The following is a 15702-nucleotide window of genomic DNA, read 5'->3' as shown; positions in this document are numbered from 1 at the left end:
TGCGCGTCAGATATCGACGACGATCTTGCCGAAATGGCCGTTAGCGACCTGATGGCGAAAGGCGTCGGCCAAGCGTTCGAGCGGGAAATGATCGCTGATCACCGGGCGAATGCCGTTCGCCTCGATCCCCGCGATCATCGCGAGTTGCTGGGCGCGGCTGCCGACCGTCAGTCCCTGCACGCGCAGATTTTTCGCCATCAGCAGGCCGGTCTGCACCGGTCCGGCAAAGCCCGCGAGCACGCCGATCAGCGCGACATGGCCGCCGACGCGCGTCGCGACCATCGACTGGTCGAGGGTGCCCGCGCCGCCGATTTCGACGACAGTATCGACCCCGACCCCGCCGGTGATTTCCAGCGCCCTGGCGCCCCACGCCGGTGACGTTTTGTAATTGATCAGTTCGTCGGCGCCGAGTGCCTTCAGCCGTTCGAGTTTGGCGTCGGACGAGCTGGTCGCGATCACCTTCGCGCCCGCGGCTTTGGCGAATTGCAGCGCGAACACCGACACCCCGCCGCTGCCCTGCACGAGCACCGTCGATCCGGGCTGCGTCACCCCGTCGACAAACAAAGCGCGCCATGCGGTGAGGCCGGCGCAGGTCAAGGTCGCGGCTTCGGCAACGCTGTACCCCTGCGGAACGCGCGTGAACCAATGCTGCGGCGTCACCACCACTTCGCGCGCATAGCCGTCAATACCGTCGCCCGGCACGCCGCGGAACGCGGTCGCGGGCGGGGCGCCGTCGATCCATTCGGGGAAGAAGATCGACACGACGGTGTCGCCGGGTTTGAACTGCGTGACCCCCTCGCCCACCGCCTCGACCGTCCCGGCGCCATCGGACATCGGGATGCGCCCGTCGGCGGCGGGGATCATTCCGACGACGACGGCATAGTCATGAAAGTTGAGCGACGACGCGCTCAGTCGCACCCGGATTTCGCCCGACCCCGGATCGCCGGGGTCGGTTAGATCGATCAGCGTCAGATTGTCGAGCGACGCCGGCGCGCGCAATTGCATGGCTTTCATGTCATCATCCTTGGGTTACCGATCAGGCGGCGGAGAGCGCGCCCGATTTCCAGAGCAGAAAGGGATAGGTCGCGACGATCGCGATGAAGCTGGCCGAAATGCCCCACGGCACGTCGCCGCTGCGCCCCGCCGCGACGAGCGGCGCGACAAAGACGAGCAGCCACAAGCTCTTGTAGATGATCTGCACCACCAGTAGCGGCGCGAACAGCTTTGGCATCGCGAGCCCCGCGATGCTGCACGCGAGAATCGCAAACCACAGGCTGCCGACGAGCAGTCGCAGCCCCGCCGATTCATCGATCTTGCCTTCAAACACGCTCGCGACCCCGCTGCCGAGGAACATGCCCCAGCAGACGGGAACGAGGATCAATATGTTCGCGGCGTACGCAAGTCGGAGCAGGCCGGCGCCGTCAAACATGCGCCTATTCCGCCGCCATGGCCATTTCGACGCGCTGCGGGCCGCGAATCACGCCACCGGGGGTCGGTCCCTGCATCGTGCCATCGCGGAAGGTCACCTCGCCCGACTTGATCGTCGCTACATAGCCATCGGCTTTTTGCAGCAGCCGCTTGCCGCCCGCCGGCAGGTCGAACGCCAGCCACGGCTTGCCGAGCTTGATCGCGTCCATATCGATGACGTTAAGGTCGGCGAGATAGCCGGGTGCCAGCACGCCGCGATCCTCGAGCCCGTACAGCAGCGCCGTGTCGCGGCACTGGCGCTTGACCGCATGTTCGAGCGCGATGCGTTTGCCCGCGCGGTCGCGCACCCAATGCTGGAGCATGAAGGTCGGCGACGCGGCGTCGCAGATCGTGCCGCAATGCGCGCCGCCGTCGGACAGGCTGTTCACCGTGTCGTCGGCATGCTGCAAATCCTCGAGGAAATTGAGGTTGCCGTCGCGGTAGTTGAGGATCGGGAAATAGATAAAGCCCTTGCCATCGTCCTTCATCAGCAGGTCGTAGGCATATTCGTCGGGCGAGACCCCCGCCGCGGTGGCGCGCGCCATGATGCTTTCGTCCATCTTCGGCTCGTAATTGAAGTCGGGGTCCATTTCGAACTGCACCGGCCAGCCGAGCGCGACGATCTTCAGGAAATCGATGATGTCGCTTTCGGGCCAGACATTATCCTCGGCGATCATCCGCGCCTTGAACGCCGGGTCTTTCAGCTTCGCGAGCTGCTCGGCCCACGGCAGGTCGATGATCTCGTTCCACGCGGGCTTGAAGCGGAAGGGGTGCACCGTCCCCTGCCACGCCATGATGATGCCGTTGCCGCGCAGCGCGATCTGCGCGACGATGTTCGCGCCGGTCGCATTCTGGCGCCGCATCTCCTCGATTTGCTCTTCGAGCGGCAATTCCTTGGCGATCGATTGCAGCGCGGCGAAGGTCACCGGAAGGCCGGTTTCGCGGCTGAGATCGCCCATCCACTGAAACTCGTTCCACTCGCGCTTGAGGTCGCTCGCCATTTCGAACACGCCGTAACCGACGCGCCCCATCGCGCGGCCGATCGCGATCAGCTCCTCGGCGGTCGCGGTGGTGCCGGGGACCAGCTCGCCGTCGATCGATTTGTGGAGTACGGTGCGGCTGGTCGAAAAGCCGAGTGCGCCGGCGCGAATGCCTTCCTCGACGATGCGCGACATTTCGGCGATGTCCGCATCGGTCGGGATCGCGCCGGGCTTTTCGCGGTCGCCGAGCACATAGGCGCGCACCGCACCGTGCGGGACGTGGCACGCAACATCGACGGTGCGCGGCAATTTCTCCAGCGCGTCCATATATTCGGGGAAGGTCTCCCAATCCCACGACATGCCCTCGGCGAGCGCGGTGCCGGGGATATCCTCGACTCCCTCCATCAGCGAGATCAGCCAATCGTGGCGGTCGGGCTTGGCGGGGGCAAAGCCGACGCCGCAATTGCCCATGACGACGGTGGTGACGCCGTGCCAGCTCGACGGCGCCATTTCCTGGTCCCATGTCGCCTGCCCGTCATAATGGGTGTGGACGTCGACGAAGCCGGGAGTGACAATCTTGCCGCTCGCGTCGATTTCGTCGCGCCCGGCGCCAAGATTCTCGCCGACCGCAACGATCCGGTCGCCATCGACCGCGACGTCCGCGACAAAGGGCGCGCCGCCCGAACCATTGACCACGGTGCCGCCGCGAATCACCAGATCAAACATCTCGACTCTCCCGATTATTTGGTTTCACCTCGAAACCTATCATGGATTGCCGATATGCCAAGCGCCATTGACCCGCATCCGTTGGGGGCGCAGGGCGGAGCGATGAGCAACGATGATTATGTCTATGACGAGGCGAGCGGCGAATGGCTGTCCGCCGCGGACATCGCGGCGCGCGATGCCGCCGATGCCGCAGGACCCGAAGTGCGCGACGCGGTCGGCAATCTGCTCGCCGATGGCGACTCGGTGGTGCTGGTCAAGGATCTGATCGTCAAGGGCGCGGGACAAACGCTGAAGGTCGGCACCGTCATCAAGTCGATCCGCCTGACCGGCGATGCGCAGGAAATCGACTGCCGGCATGACGGGATCAAGGGGCTGGTGCTGCGCGCGGAGTTTGTCAGGAAGCGGTAGGGCGAAAAAATCCTCCCTGTCGCGCAGCGATGGGGAGGTGGCAGCGCGAAGCGCTGACGGAGGGGCGATAACGCGACGTCGCGGCCCCTCCACCACCCGCTTTGCGGGCGGTCCCCCTCCCCATGGCTTCGCCACAGGGAGGATTTGAGTATCACCCCAACGTCCCCCGCCTCGGCCCCAGATACCCGAACAGGTAGGCCCCGACCTTGCGCATCTGGATCTCCTCGGCCCCCTCGGTGATCCGATACCGCCGGTGGTGGCGATAGATATGCTCGAAGGGCTTGTGGCGCGAATAGCCGATGCCGCCGTGGACCTGCATCGCGCGGTCGGCGGCTTCGCAGACGAGGCGGTTCGCCCAGTAATTGCACATGCTGACCTTGTCGGAGAGATTATGTTCGATCTCCTTGTGCGGCATATTGTCCATGTCCCACGCGGTCTTGCGGATCAGCAGGCGCAGCATTTCGGCCTGGGTCGCGAGTTCGACGAGCGGAAACTGGATCGCCTGATTTTTGCTCAGCGGCTCTCCGAACGGCTTGCGCTGCCGCGCATATTTCACCGACTCTTCGATACAGAACACCGCGGCGCCCAGCGATGAGGCCGCCTGCCGGATGCGGTTCTGGTGGACGAAACTCTGCGCGATCGACAGCCCGCCGCCGACCGGGCCAAGCCGTGCGCTGTCGGGCACCCAGACATCGGTAAAGGTCATGCGCGGATGGTCGGTCGGCATGTTGAAGGTCCACATATATTCATCGACCGTCATCCCCGGCGTGCCGGTGGGGACGAGCAGGCAGGTGATCCCCTTCGCATCGCCGTCCTTGCCGTCGGTGCGGCAAAAGGTCGCACAGTGCGTCGCGACATGCATGCCGGTGATCCACATCTTGCGCCCGTCGATCCGCCAGCCGTCAACGCCGCCCCGCGTCTCACGAACGCCGCGCGTTTCCATATGCGTCGCGTCCGACCCATGGTCGGGCTCGGTGAGGCCAAAGGCGGTGCGGCGCTTGCCCTCGAAGCCGCCGAGGATGAATTCCTGTTTCTGCTCGTCATTCTGCGCGAACTGTTCGAACATCTCGACGAAGGGGAAATTGCCGACGATGCTGTGCTCGTTCTGCAGGTCGTTGTGGAGACCGAGCCCCTTGGCGGCGAAATGCTCGCGGATCACCGCCATCCACAGGTTCGACCCATCCTTGCCGCCATATTTCTTGGGCGCCGAAAAGCGCCAGTGCCCCGCGGCGTCGGCCTTGCGCGTCGCCTGCCGGAGCAACTGCTCCCACTCATGCCGCGGCAGCCCCTGGTTGTCCCAGTCGGTGCGCGCATGTTCGCGGCGGTGGTCGAAGAAACGGATATTGTCGTCGGCGTCCTCTAGCGGCTTGATCTCGGCGTCGATGAAGGCATCGAGTTCGTGTAGATAGGCCTGCAGGTCGGCCGGCATCGCAAAATCCATTATTTTCTCTCCCTTGTTCTTATCCGCCCCACGCGGCGCGGGCGCGCGCGAGCGCGGCATATTTGGGGCTGTCGACGGCGCATTTGTCGAGCGCGGCGCGGCGCATCCGCGCCAGCAGTCCGGGTTCGGCGAGCGTCGTCGCGCCGGCCATCATCGCGGCGGCCAGCGCCTGATCCTCGGCGCGGGCGCCGGCGCCCAGATCGCGCATGACGATGCCGAGCGCGTTCATCGCGACCGCGACCTGGAACTTGCCGTGGCCTTCGGACCGCGGCTTAATCTCGCTCGCCAGCCAGTCACGCACCGCCTGCACCATTTCGGCGTTGGTCGGCTCGCCGGCCGGCACCGGCGCGGCGGACGGCGACGGGGGCAGCGCGCGGGCGCGCTCGGCTGCCGGCGCTTCCTCCTCCAGCAGCGCGATCAGGTCGAGCTCCTGTTCGGCGGTGCGCCGCCCGACCACGACGCGTTCGACCGTCGTGTCGGCGCCGCTGCGCCACGCCTGCCCCATCTGCAGACAACCGAGCGCCCACCACAGGGTGCGATAGACGAGCCAGAAGCGGAACCGCGCGGCGTCGATCGGGGCGCCGCCCGCTGCCTCATAGGCCGCGAAATACTCCTCGATGCTGCCGACCCCGAAGGCGGGCTTGTCGAGCTGGCCGAACCGCCACACCGTCATGCAGCCGAACGCCAGATCCTCATGCGCGTCGCCGCGATGTGCGAGCTCCCAGTCGAGCACGACCGCAAGCCCGTCACCGTCGACCATGATATTGCCCATCCGGTAGTCGCCATGGACGAGCACCGGTTCGGCAGGCGTGGGCAGATGATCCTCGCACCATTTGATCGCCAGCGCGATTGCGGGGCGGTCGCCGCCATAGGTCAGGAAGCGCGCCTTGAGCTCGGCGAGCGCGGCGCCGGTGTCCATCAACGGGATCGCGGCGGGAATGGCGGCGCGCGGGATGGCGTGGATGCGCGCCATCTCGCGGCCGAGATCGGCGATCAGCGACGGCGGCGGCGCCGGTACGATCTTTGCCGGGTTCACCTCGGCGATCACCCGGCGCATCACATAACCGGTCCCCATGCCGTCGCTGTCCGCCAGCACGCCGACAACCTTGGGCGCTTTCACCCCAGCGTCATGCGCCGCCATCACCAGCGCCGCCTCGTCGGCGTGGCCATAGGGGCGATCCGCCATATAGTCGGCCGACGGTGCCCGGCGCAGGACATAGGCGCCCCTATGGCTGGACGCGCCCCAGTCGAACGCCCAGCTCTCCATATTGGCGCCGCCCGACAGACGTGCGAGCCCCGATAGCGTGCCGGGGCCGGCAACGCGGGTCATGAAGGCGGACAGCGGCGCGGCGAGATCGGTCATTACTTAATGATGCTAAGTATTTTGCATCGGGGCAAGCCGTTTTCCGCTTTCGGCGCGGCAAGCACGGTTACGCCCGCTCAAAACTGAAAGCGCACCGCATTGACATAATAAGAGGCGATCGGCTGTCCGTCCTTGTCGAGCGCTGGTTCAAAGCGCGCGCGGCGCATCAGCCCCTTGCACACCGCGTCGTCGAAGCCTTCGCTGTTGGTCGAACGCTGGATATGGCAGGCGGTCGGACTGCCGTCGGCGCCGACCGACAGGCGAAACCGCACAATCCCCGGCTGCCAGCGCGACAGCATGGCGGCGGGATAGTCGCCGCTGTTCAACCATTTTCCGGGATTGCCGGCGGGCATGACCCAGCGCGAAAGCGCGCGATGCCGCGCGACGTCGATTCCCCAATGATCGAGCAGTTCGTCGGTGCATTTGCGCATCGCCGCGAACGCGCCCTGCATGGGTCCGGTCTTCAACCGCACCGGTTTGCGCAGCGGCCGACCGATCAGCACGCTGGTAACCGCGGCCTCGTCGGCTTCAGTGATTTCTCCGATCGACGATCGCGCGTAACCGTTCGCTGCGGCGAAGGCGATTTCTTCGGCCGGATAGGGTTTCAGCCGCACCGTATCGCCGAAAATCCAGGCGGTCTGGTCCTTGCCGACGGTGCCGGGAAAAAACATGATTCGCTGCGCGGGCATCGCACCGAAGGTGACGCGCGCTTCGTCCTGGCGGTCGAGCCGGCGCAGCAGCGGCCCGGCCAGCGTCATGCGAAAGCTGCTGCCCGGCGCGTCCTGTTCAATCGAGAGGGTAAGCTTATGCTTGTCGGCGCCGAAGATGCGCGCCAGTCGGCAATAGTCGTCGGCATAATGGACGTTCCACGGCGTGGTCGGCGCCAGTTCGATAACATCCTCGGCCGCCTGCGCCGCTCCCGGCGCAACAAGCATCGCCAACGCGATCGAAATCGGCCATCCCCTGCGTCCCATAGGTCAAGCTTAAGTTGCGGATTTGAAACGTGCAAGGGGGTGTTGCCACCGCCAAGATTGAAGGTGCACCGCAGCCGAAGCAAGCCGCCTAAATCACCCCATAGGATGCATAATCCTCGACATGCGCGTTGGTGCGGCGGAAGCTGGTGAAGCTCATGCTGGCCGACAGGTCGAGCGCTTCGACCTGGTGCCACCAGCCGACCGGCAGGAACACCGCCTCGCCCGGCGCGAGGACGGTTTCGAGCACTGGCGGCGTCTCGGCGTCGCCGACGCCCGCGGGCAGCGCCGCATTGCCCCAGTCCGAGAAGCAGTGTCGGGCGTTCTTCATCCGGTCGAACGCCCAAGGCGGCGCCATGCGCACTTGTTTTCGCCCGATCACCTGCACCAGCAGATTGTTGGTGAGGTCGTGGTGCCACGGGGTCAGCGTGCCGCGCGGGCCGAGCCAGAAGAAGCCGCCTTGCGGGCGGTCGTCGGCGAGCAGCGCGATCGGCGCGAGGTCGCCCCACAGCGGGGCGAGCGCCGCGGCGTTGGTGCCGCTGTTGTAGGCGGTGAGGTAGACGTCGTTGCTCGCCGCGTCGTCGCGCAGCCAGTCGATGAATTCGCCGAAGCGCAGGCGGCGGCGGTGATCGTCCTTGGCGAGTTCGTAATCGGGGTCGCGTTCGCGCTCGACCTGCGCCTCGACCACCGCATCGCCCGCCACGGCGGCAAAATGGTCGAGCGACCAGCGCGCGAGCGCCGGCCAGTGATCGACGATACCGACCAGCTTCGCGGGACGGTTCGCGGCGTAATAATGGCGGTAGAAATGATCGGGTGCAGGGCGATCTAGCGTGTCGAGCGCGAACCCTTCGTCGGCCTCGATCGCGAGGCGCCGCTGATTGGCGAACAACCAGCGCTGCTTGGCCATGCGTGCCGCCTGCCGCCGCAGCATCGCCGCCATCGGATCCTTGCCCAGCCGGTCGATTTCATAATTTGCCGCGGCCGCCGACACGCCGGCGGTTACCAGCCGCGCGTGGAGGGCGGCGTCGTCTTCGCCCGCGGCAAGTCCCGCGGCGAGCAGCGCCCGTTTGTCGGGTTGGGGCATGGGACGAGCTCCTCGATTCGAACGACCGGCGTCATCCGCTCTCAAGCGCGCGTCGATGACAAAAGGATGACGCCGTGATGACACTTCGCCTGCGCCGTTATTCGGATTCGGCGGGGTCTTCCACCGGCGCCAGCGTGCCGTTTGTGATCAGCCACTGCGGATAGTCGGCCTGCACCGATGCCATGATGCGGTCGACTGCCGCGGCAACCTGTTCGCCTTCGGCCTCGCGGTCGCGCTGGATGACCGCGCGGCGGGCCTGCCCGTCGATCAGTATCCGTTCGCGCGGCACGAGCGCGCCGACGGTCAGTCCGGCGATGACGTTGCGGCTGTCGGCGTCGCGCTGTTCCAGCGTCGCGATCCGGCGGTTGAGCTGCTCTTCGAACTCGGCCGCCGCATTGGTCTGCTGGCGCAACTGGACGATGCTGACGCGCACCGAGCGGTCGAGCTTGTCGCGCGACTTGGCGGCGAGTTCGGCATTCAGCCGCGCGGCATATTGATCGACGAGCACGACGCCGTCGACCGCAACATCGTCGCCGTCGAGCCGCACGTTGAGCGTATCGACGCGGTCGTCCTTGCCGAGCAGCCGGTCGAGTTCGGCCTGCACCGTCGTGCGCGCGCGCAATTCGCGGGCAATGTCGTTGAGCGACAGCGCGAGCGGGATCGAAAGAATGCCGAGCGTGACGATGATGCCGACCACCTGCATCGCGGTGTGCTGCGCCGTCATCGACGGGCCGAATTTGTTGAGCCGCGCAACGATCGTCGCGGCAAAGGCGATCGCCAGCGTGTTGGTCAGGAACAACAGCGACGCGCCCAGCGCGAAATCGAAGCGGCCGGTCGCCAGCCCGAATCCGATCGTCGACAGCGGCGGGACCAGCGCGGTCGCGATCGCGACGCCGACCATCACCCCCGACAGCTTGCGCATGATCGCATAGACGCCCGCAATGCCGCCGACGACCGCCACGCCGAGGTCGAGCAAGGTCGGCTGGGTCCGCGCGCGCAATTCGGCGGTGACATCCTGGATCGGCGACAGCCAGATGATCACCATCGCGACGAGGATCGCGAGCGCCATGCCCGCCGCCATCGTCACCAGCGATCGTTTGATGAGGCTGCTTTCGAGCGTCGCGAGTCCGAAACCGACCCCCATGATCGGGCCGAGCAGCGGCGACACGAGCATCGCCCCGATCACCACCGCCGCCGACCCCTGTAACAACCCAAGCGTGGCGATCGCCGCCGACAGGGTGATCAGCAGCAGGAATTTCTGATCGAGCCGCGCGTCGCGCGCAACGCTGGCGAGGACAAGGGCGCGCGTATGATCGTCGTCCTCGACATCGTCATTGTCGTCGTCGCGGCGCGCGCGATGCGACCGTGCCGCCTCGCGGCCACCGGCATCGAACGGCGCGCCGCCCATTCCGGGAACCCCGGGATGATTGCCCGCCACTGGCGTGGTGGCCTAGATCTTGCCGGTCAGTTCGGGGACGGCGCTGAACAGATCCGCGACGAGGCCGAAGTCGGCGACCTGGAAGATCGGGGCGTCTTCGTCCTTGTTGATCGCGACGATCGTCTTCGAATCCTTCATGCCGGCGAGATGCTGGATCGCGCCCGAGATGCCGATCGCGAAATAGACCTGCGGCGCAACGATCTTGCCGGTCTGGCCGACCTGATAGTCGTTGGGCACATAACCCGCATCGACCGCAGCGCGCGAAGCCCCGAGCGCGGCGCCGAGCTTATCGGCGAGCGGGACGATGACCTCTTCATATTTCTCGCTCGACCCGAGCGCACGCCCGCCCGACACGATGATCTTGGCCGAGGTGAGTTCGGGACGCTCCGACTTGGCGATCTCGGCGCCGACGAAGCTTGAGATGCCGGCATCGCTGCCCGCGCTCACCGCTTCGATGGTACCCGACCCACCGGTCATCGCCGCCTTGTCAAACGCGGTGCCGCGCACGGTCAGGACGAGCTTGGCGTCGCTCGATTCGACGGTCGCGATCGCGTTGCCGGCGTAGATCGGGCGGGTGAAGGTCTTCTCGCCTTCGACCGACAGGATCTCGCTGATCTGCATCACGTCGAGCAGTGCGGCGACGCGCGGCGCGACATTCTTGCCGGTGGTCGTCGCGGGCGCGAGGAAGGCGTCGTGGCTGCTCATCAGTTCGGCGACCAGCGGCGCGACATTTTCGGGCAGATTATGGTCAAAAGCGGCGTTGTCGGCGACGTGGACTTTGCCGACCCCAGCGATGCCGGCGGCTTCCTTGGCGACCGCATCGACGCCGCTACCGGCGACGAGCAGATGGACCTCGCCAAGCTTCGACGCGGCGGTGACCACCGCGAGCGTGGCGTCCTTGACGGCCTTGCCGTCATGTTCGACCCAAACCAGAGTTTTCATCTCGTACGTTCCTTCTTCCCGTCCCGTTCGCATCGAGCGAAGTCGAGATGCCCCTCGACCTTGCGCTGTCCCGTTGGGTGTCTCGACTTCGCTCGACACGAACGGGGGATAGATTCAGCTATGGACGCCCATCGCCTTGAGCTTGGCCACCAGTTCATCGACGTCGGCGACCTTGACCCCGGCCGAGCGAACCGGCGGTTCCGATACCTTGACCACCTTGACCCGCGGCGCGGTGTCGACGCCGTAATCGGCGGGGGTCTTGGTATCGAGCGGCTTCGACTTCGCCTTCATGATGTTCGGCAGCGAAGCATAGCGCGGCTCGTTCAGACGGAGGTCGGTGGTGACGATCGCGGGAAGCTTGAGCTTCACCGTTTCGAGGCCGCCATCGACTTCGCGCGTCACGCTGACATGATCGCCTTCGACATTGACCGCGCTGGCGAACGTGCCCTGCGCCCAGCCGGTCAGCGCGGCGAGCATCTGGCCGGTCTGGTTGTTATCGTCGTCGATCGCCTGCTTGCCGAGGATCACGAGACCCGGCTGTTCGGCGTCGGCGATGGCCTTGAAAATCTTCGCGAGCGCCAGCGGCTCGACGGCATCGTCGGTCTGCACGAGAATCGCGCGGTCGGCGCCCATCGCGAGCGCGGTGCGCAGCGTTTCCTGCGCCTTTTGCGGGCCGACGGACACGGCGATAATCTCGGTCGCGACGCCCTTTTCCTTGAGGCGGATCGCTTCTTCGACCCCGATCTCGTCGAACGGGTTCATCGACATTTTGACATTGGCCAGATCGACACCGGTGCCGTCGGACTTGACCCGCGGCTTCACGTTATAATCGAGCACCCGCTTCACGGGGACGAGGATTTTCATGGGCTCTTGGCTCCTCTCAAAACTTGTGCACTGCGCCATAATTGCGCTTTACGTAAACGTCAACCTGGCTTCCCAATGCCTCTACCGTGGGAGAGGATCGGGAGGCTTGGCAGGTTGCTGCCCAGTCGGACTTGGTGAGGGTGACGACTGGCTGCCCTAACCCTCACCCAGCTTCGACTAGCGGACAAGTCCGCAAGGCTTCGCATCCCTCTCCCGGCGGGAGAGGGGAAAACATCACGCGACGGCGCGAACTTCCGCAACGATCTTCTTGGCCGCATCGCCCAGATCATTCGCCGCCACGATCGGCAGCCCCGAATTGGCGAGAATATCCTTGCCCTGCTGCACATTCGTGCCTTCGAGGCGGACGACCAGCGGCACCGACAGGTTCACTTCCTTCGCCGCCGCGACGATACCGTCGGCGATGATGTCGCATTTCATGATACCGCCGAAGATGTTGACGAGGATGCCCTTCACCGCGGGATCCTTGAGGATGATCTTGAACGCCGCGGTGACCTTTTCCTTGCTGGCGCCGCCGCCGACGTCGAGGAAGTTGGCGGGGAATTCGCCGTTCAATTTGATGATGTCCATCGTCGACATCGCCAGACCCGCGCCATTGACCATGCAGCCGATGTTTCCGTCGAGCTTGATGTAGGCGAGGTCATATTCCGACGCCTCGACCTCGGCCGGATCTTCTTCGGTCAGGTCGCGCAGTTCGGCGAGGTCCTTGTGGCGGAACATCGCGTTGCCGTCGAATGCGACCTTGGCGTCGAGTACGAGCAGTTCGTCGCCATCCTTGCCTTCGCAGACCGCGAGCGGGTTGATTTCGATCTGTTCGGCATCGGTGCCGAGGAAGGCGGCATAAAGGCCGCCAAGGACCTTGGCGGCCTGTTTCGCCAGATCGCCCGACAGGCCAAGCGCCGCCGCGACACTGCGGCCGTGGTGCGGCTGGAGGCCGGTGGCGGGGTCGATGGTGATCGTGTGGATCTTGTCCGGCGTGGCGTGCGCGACGGTTTCGATGTCCATCCCGCCCTCGGTCGAGGCGACGACCGCAATGCGGCTCGAGGCGCGGTCGACGAGCAGGGCGAGGTAGAATTCCTGCTTAATGTCGGCGCCGTCGGTGATGTACAGCCGATTGACCTGCTTGCCGGCGTCGCCGGTCTGGATCGTCACCAGCGTGTTGCCGAGCATGTCCTTGGCGTGCGCTTGGACCTCTTCGATGGTCTTGGCGAGGCGGACGCCGCCCTTCGCATCGGGGCCGAGTTCCTTGAATTTGCCCTTGCCGCGGCCACCCGCATGAATCTGCGATTTCACGACATACAGCGGCCCGGGCAACTGCCTGGCCGCGGCGACGGCTTCCTCGACGCTCATCGCGGCAATGCCCTTGGGCACCGCGACGCCATATTTCGCGAGCAGTTCTTTCGCCTGATATTCGTGGATGTTCATGAGGTCTGCCGGGCCTTTCGAGTCTTGGGGCGGGGAGAATTGCCGCCGCCTAAGCACAAGTTGGCGGGCAAGGCTACCCCGCAGCGCCCCAGATTATCTTCGCTAGCCAAAAGCGCAGAGCGCCGCCGAGCTGGTCGTGACGGTCAGTATCTCGGGGTCTTTGAGCGCGCGCACCTTGCGCAGAAACTGGTTCAGCGACAGGTCGCTCATCCGCTCGTCCTTCAGGCTCGACAGCGACCCCAGCCGCCGCAATTGCAGCAGCGACAGCCGATCGACCATCCGTTCGGCCATGCAGGCGGCGATCCGCTGCGACAGCCCGGCGTCGACCAGCCCGGTGCGCAGCCGCGTTTCGGGGGTCGCGCAGCCCGCCAGCGCCAGCGGCAGCGCGACGAAGAAAAGAACGGCGCGCTTCATGATCTGGTCCTATCGTCCATGAAATTTGGCCACCGCGCCCGAAACCGCCTGCATCATCGTCATGCGCGCGGGGACCGAGGCGGTGGTATCGCCGAGCAATACCACGATCGCATAGCGCGTGCCATCGGGGGCGGTCGCGATACCGATGTCGTTGTAGCCCGCCGTCGCGCCCTTGTAATCCTGCCCGGTTCCCGTCTTGTGGAGGAATTTCCAACCCGCCGGCAGCCCGGCCTTCAGCCGCCGCGGCCCGCTTTTGGTCCGGCTCATCACATCGAGCACATATTCGGTCGATTCGGCCGACAACAGGTCGCCGCGCGCGAGCCGGGTGAGCGCGCGCGCCATCGCCGCCGGGCTGGCGCCGTCGGGCGGATTGGCCAGATAGGCATTGCGCGCCGCCAGCCGCGTCGAATCGGGCAGGGCCGCGCGCGCCTGGTAAAAGGCGCGCCCGACCGAATAGGCCTGCTGCCACGCCAGCCCCGCGGTGCCGGCCTGCAACAATCGCTCGCCAGGACCGAAGCGGATCGCGCCCAGGTCGTGCTTGTCGATGAAGCGGCGCACGGCATCGGGCCCGCCGACCGTGCGCAGCAGGCTGTCGTTGGCGGTGTTGTCGCTTTGCGTGACCGCGGTTTCGATGAGCTCGCGCACGCTCATCGTCACAGAACCCTGGGCCTGCACGCGCGCGGCAAGCGGCTGATGAAACAGCGTCAGATCCTCCGGGCCGATGCGCACCCGCTGGTCCAGGCTGATCCGCCCCGCATCGACCGCGTCGAGCACCGTGAGCACGACCCACAGTTTCGACACGCTCTGTTGCGGAAACAATTCGTCGCCACGCTGGGCGACCGACCATTCGCCGTCGATCCGCTGCACCGCGATGCCGGTCTTGCCGGGGAAGGTGCGCCACAGCTGGAAGATGCGCTCGTTCAGCCCCGGCGGCGGCCGGCGAAAGCCCGGATCGGCGGGGGTTTGCGGCGCCGGCACGTCGGCCCGCACCGGCTGCCCGATCGGCGCGCTGACCGCGCCGCGCGGGTTGTACGGGGGCTGCGGGGCGCGCGGCTGCGGCACGACGCCGGCGCTGCCGACGCATCCGGCCAAGACCACCGCACTCATCATCGTCGCGAGCAGCGGCCTGCCCGAATACGCAAATTTCATTCAAACCCCGCGGCTGCAGCCATCATCCGTCCCCGACCCCATCGGTCGGCGACCTGCGTCCCGCAGCGACGCCCGGCGAACCAGCGATTTGCGACGAACGATTCCCGGCGCGCGACCAGTCGCGGAACCGCGGCTGCGATCAGGGGGCGTAGGTCGTGCGGACGAGGGTGGGATAAAGCCGCTTGAGCGCGGCGAGTTTGGGCGCGTCCCAGCGGGTAATATAGCCGTTGGTCGGGTTGCGGCGCATGAAATCCTGGTGATTCGCCTCGGCCGGATAGAAGCGCTTGTAGCTTTCGACCGGCACGACGATCGGCCTGCCGAAAAAACCGCCCTTGCCGATCTGCGCGAGATAGCTGGTCGCGACGCGGCGCTGGGCCGCGTCCATGGGCACGATCGCAGCGCGATACTGGCTGCCGACGTCGGGACCCTGACGATTCTTCAGCGTCGGGTCGGCGACGACCGAAAACAGCACGCGGAGCAGCGTACCATAGCTGACCTGCGTCGGATCATAGACGATGCGCACCGCCTCGGCATGCCCCGACTTGCCGTCATGAGTAAGCTCGTACCGCGCGGTCGCGGCGCTGCCGCCATGATAGCCCGATTCGACCGAAATCACGCCTTTGACGCGCGAAAAGACGCCTTCGACGCCCCAGAAACAGCCGCCGGCGAGCACCGCGGTCGCGCGCTTTGCCTTGACCGACGGATCGACCGCGGCAGCGGGCAGCTTGACGACGCTTTCGGCCTGCGCCGGCGTGCATTGCGCGACGATCGCCGCCGCGGCGAACGCGGCGAGGATGCGACCGGGCAGGCTGCGCGGCGCCGTTATCACGCCGCGAGCGGCAGCGACGGCTGGTTGAGCACGATCCAGGTCGTGCCGATCGCAAAGCCGGCGAGCATCGTCAGGAACCAATCGGAGCGGATCATGGAAAGCATGGGAGCCTCTTTTTCTCATAAATTGCTATTCGCGGGCAATCCCGCCTTGGTTACACCGACGATATGGCGCGCCCCGACC

The 15702-nt window shown here is 65.9% G+C and carries 15 protein-coding genes; 1 reads left to right on the top strand and 14 read right to left on the bottom strand.

What is annotated here, in order from left to right; all coding sequences use genetic code 11:
• Nucleotides 1-6 precede the first annotated feature (6 nt).
• The 3 genes from HEQ22_RS00995 to HEQ22_RS00985 are packed head-to-tail and all read right to left on the bottom strand — an operon-like array spanning nt 7 to nt 3173.
• A complete protein-coding gene (locus HEQ22_RS00995; protein WP_432769342.1) occupies nt 7-1014 on the bottom strand; it encodes a zinc-dependent alcohol dehydrogenase family protein in 1008 nt (335 codons plus the stop codon).
• 22 nt (nt 1015-1036) lie between these two features.
• Nucleotides 1037-1429, bottom strand: a complete 393-nt coding sequence (locus HEQ22_RS00990; RefSeq protein ID WP_432769341.1) for a hypothetical protein — start codon at nt 1427-1429, stop codon at nt 1037-1039.
• 4 nt (nt 1430-1433) lie between these two features.
• A complete protein-coding gene (locus HEQ22_RS00985) occupies nt 1434-3173 on the bottom strand; it encodes an N-acyl-D-amino-acid deacylase family protein (protein WP_432769340.1) in 1740 nt (579 codons plus the stop codon).
• Nucleotides 3174-3275: 102 nt separating this feature from the next.
• Here HEQ22_RS00985 and HEQ22_RS00980 point away from each other — a divergent pair, with 102 nt between their 5' ends.
• Nucleotides 3276-3581, top strand: a complete 306-nt coding sequence (locus tag HEQ22_RS00980) for an alkylphosphonate utilization protein (protein ID WP_432770915.1) — start codon at nt 3276-3278, stop codon at nt 3579-3581.
• A gap of 151 nt (nt 3582-3732) precedes the next feature.
• On the opposite strand, the gene HEQ22_RS00975 is transcribed toward HEQ22_RS00980, so the two are convergent.
• The 11 genes from HEQ22_RS00975 to msrA all read right to left on the bottom strand — a co-directional run bounded on the left by HEQ22_RS00975 (nt 3733) and on the right by msrA (nt 15516).
• Complete coding sequence (locus HEQ22_RS00975) at nt 3733-5022, bottom strand: acyl-CoA dehydrogenase family protein (RefSeq protein ID WP_432769339.1); 1290 nt, start codon at nt 5020-5022, stop codon at nt 3733-3735.
• A 19-nt stretch (nt 5023-5041) separates the two neighbouring features.
• Nucleotides 5042-6385 carry a phosphotransferase gene (locus HEQ22_RS00970; RefSeq protein WP_432769338.1) on the bottom strand — a complete coding sequence of 448 codons (1344 nt, stop codon included), beginning with the start codon at nt 6383-6385 and terminating at the stop codon, nt 5042-5044.
• Nucleotides 6386-6462: 77 nt separating this feature from the next.
• Entirely contained in the window at nt 6463-7359 is an 897-nt protein-coding gene (locus HEQ22_RS00965) for an energy transducer TonB (protein ID WP_432769337.1), read from the bottom strand.
• An 88-nt stretch (nt 7360-7447) separates the two neighbouring features.
• A complete protein-coding gene (locus tag HEQ22_RS00960) occupies nt 7448-8440 on the bottom strand; it encodes a cupin-like domain-containing protein (RefSeq protein ID WP_432769336.1) in 993 nt (330 codons plus the stop codon).
• 97 nt (nt 8441-8537) lie between these two features.
• Nucleotides 8538-9878 carry a DUF389 domain-containing protein gene (locus tag HEQ22_RS00955; protein ID WP_432769335.1) on the bottom strand — a complete coding sequence of 447 codons (1341 nt, stop codon included), beginning with the start codon at nt 9876-9878 and terminating at the stop codon, nt 8538-8540.
• 12 nt (nt 9879-9890) lie between these two features.
• Nucleotides 9891-10820 (bottom strand): electron transfer flavoprotein subunit alpha/FixB family protein, encoded by a 930-nt coding sequence (locus HEQ22_RS00950; RefSeq protein WP_432769334.1) that lies wholly within the window; start codon nt 10818-10820, stop codon nt 9891-9893.
• A gap of 114 nt (nt 10821-10934) precedes the next feature.
• Nucleotides 10935-11684, bottom strand: coding sequence for an electron transfer flavoprotein subunit beta/FixA family protein (locus HEQ22_RS00945; protein ID WP_432769333.1), 750 nt, complete (start codon nt 11682-11684; stop codon nt 10935-10937).
• Between the two features lie 234 nt (nt 11685-11918).
• The gene (gene sucC / locus HEQ22_RS00940; RefSeq protein WP_432769332.1) at nt 11919-13127 is read right to left on the bottom strand and encodes an ADP-forming succinate--CoA ligase subunit beta; all 1209 of its coding nucleotides are present in this window, start codon (nt 13125-13127) and stop codon (nt 11919-11921) included.
• A gap of 102 nt (nt 13128-13229) precedes the next feature.
• Nucleotides 13230-13541: a hypothetical protein gene (locus HEQ22_RS00935; protein ID WP_432769331.1), complete on the bottom strand. Its 312-nt coding sequence runs from the start codon at nt 13539-13541 to the stop codon at nt 13230-13232.
• 9 nt (nt 13542-13550) lie between these two features.
• Nucleotides 13551-14690: a class A beta-lactamase gene (bla, locus tag HEQ22_RS00930; protein WP_432769330.1), complete on the bottom strand. Its 1140-nt coding sequence runs from the start codon at nt 14688-14690 to the stop codon at nt 13551-13553.
• Nucleotides 14691-14829: 139 nt separating this feature from the next.
• On the bottom strand, nt 14830-15516 hold the full coding sequence (msrA, locus tag HEQ22_RS00925) for a peptide-methionine (S)-S-oxide reductase MsrA (RefSeq protein WP_432770914.1): 687 nt from the start codon (nt 15514-15516) through the stop codon (nt 14830-14832).
• Nucleotides 15517-15702: the final 186 nt, after the last annotated feature.

It is taken from the genome of Sphingopyxis sp., from assembly GCF_050916055.1.
Lineage (GTDB): Bacteria > Pseudomonadota > Alphaproteobacteria > Sphingomonadales > Sphingomonadaceae > Sphingopyxis.
The sequence above is the reverse complement of the archived record's forward strand: the minus strand, read 5'-3'. Positions and strand labels throughout refer to the sequence as shown.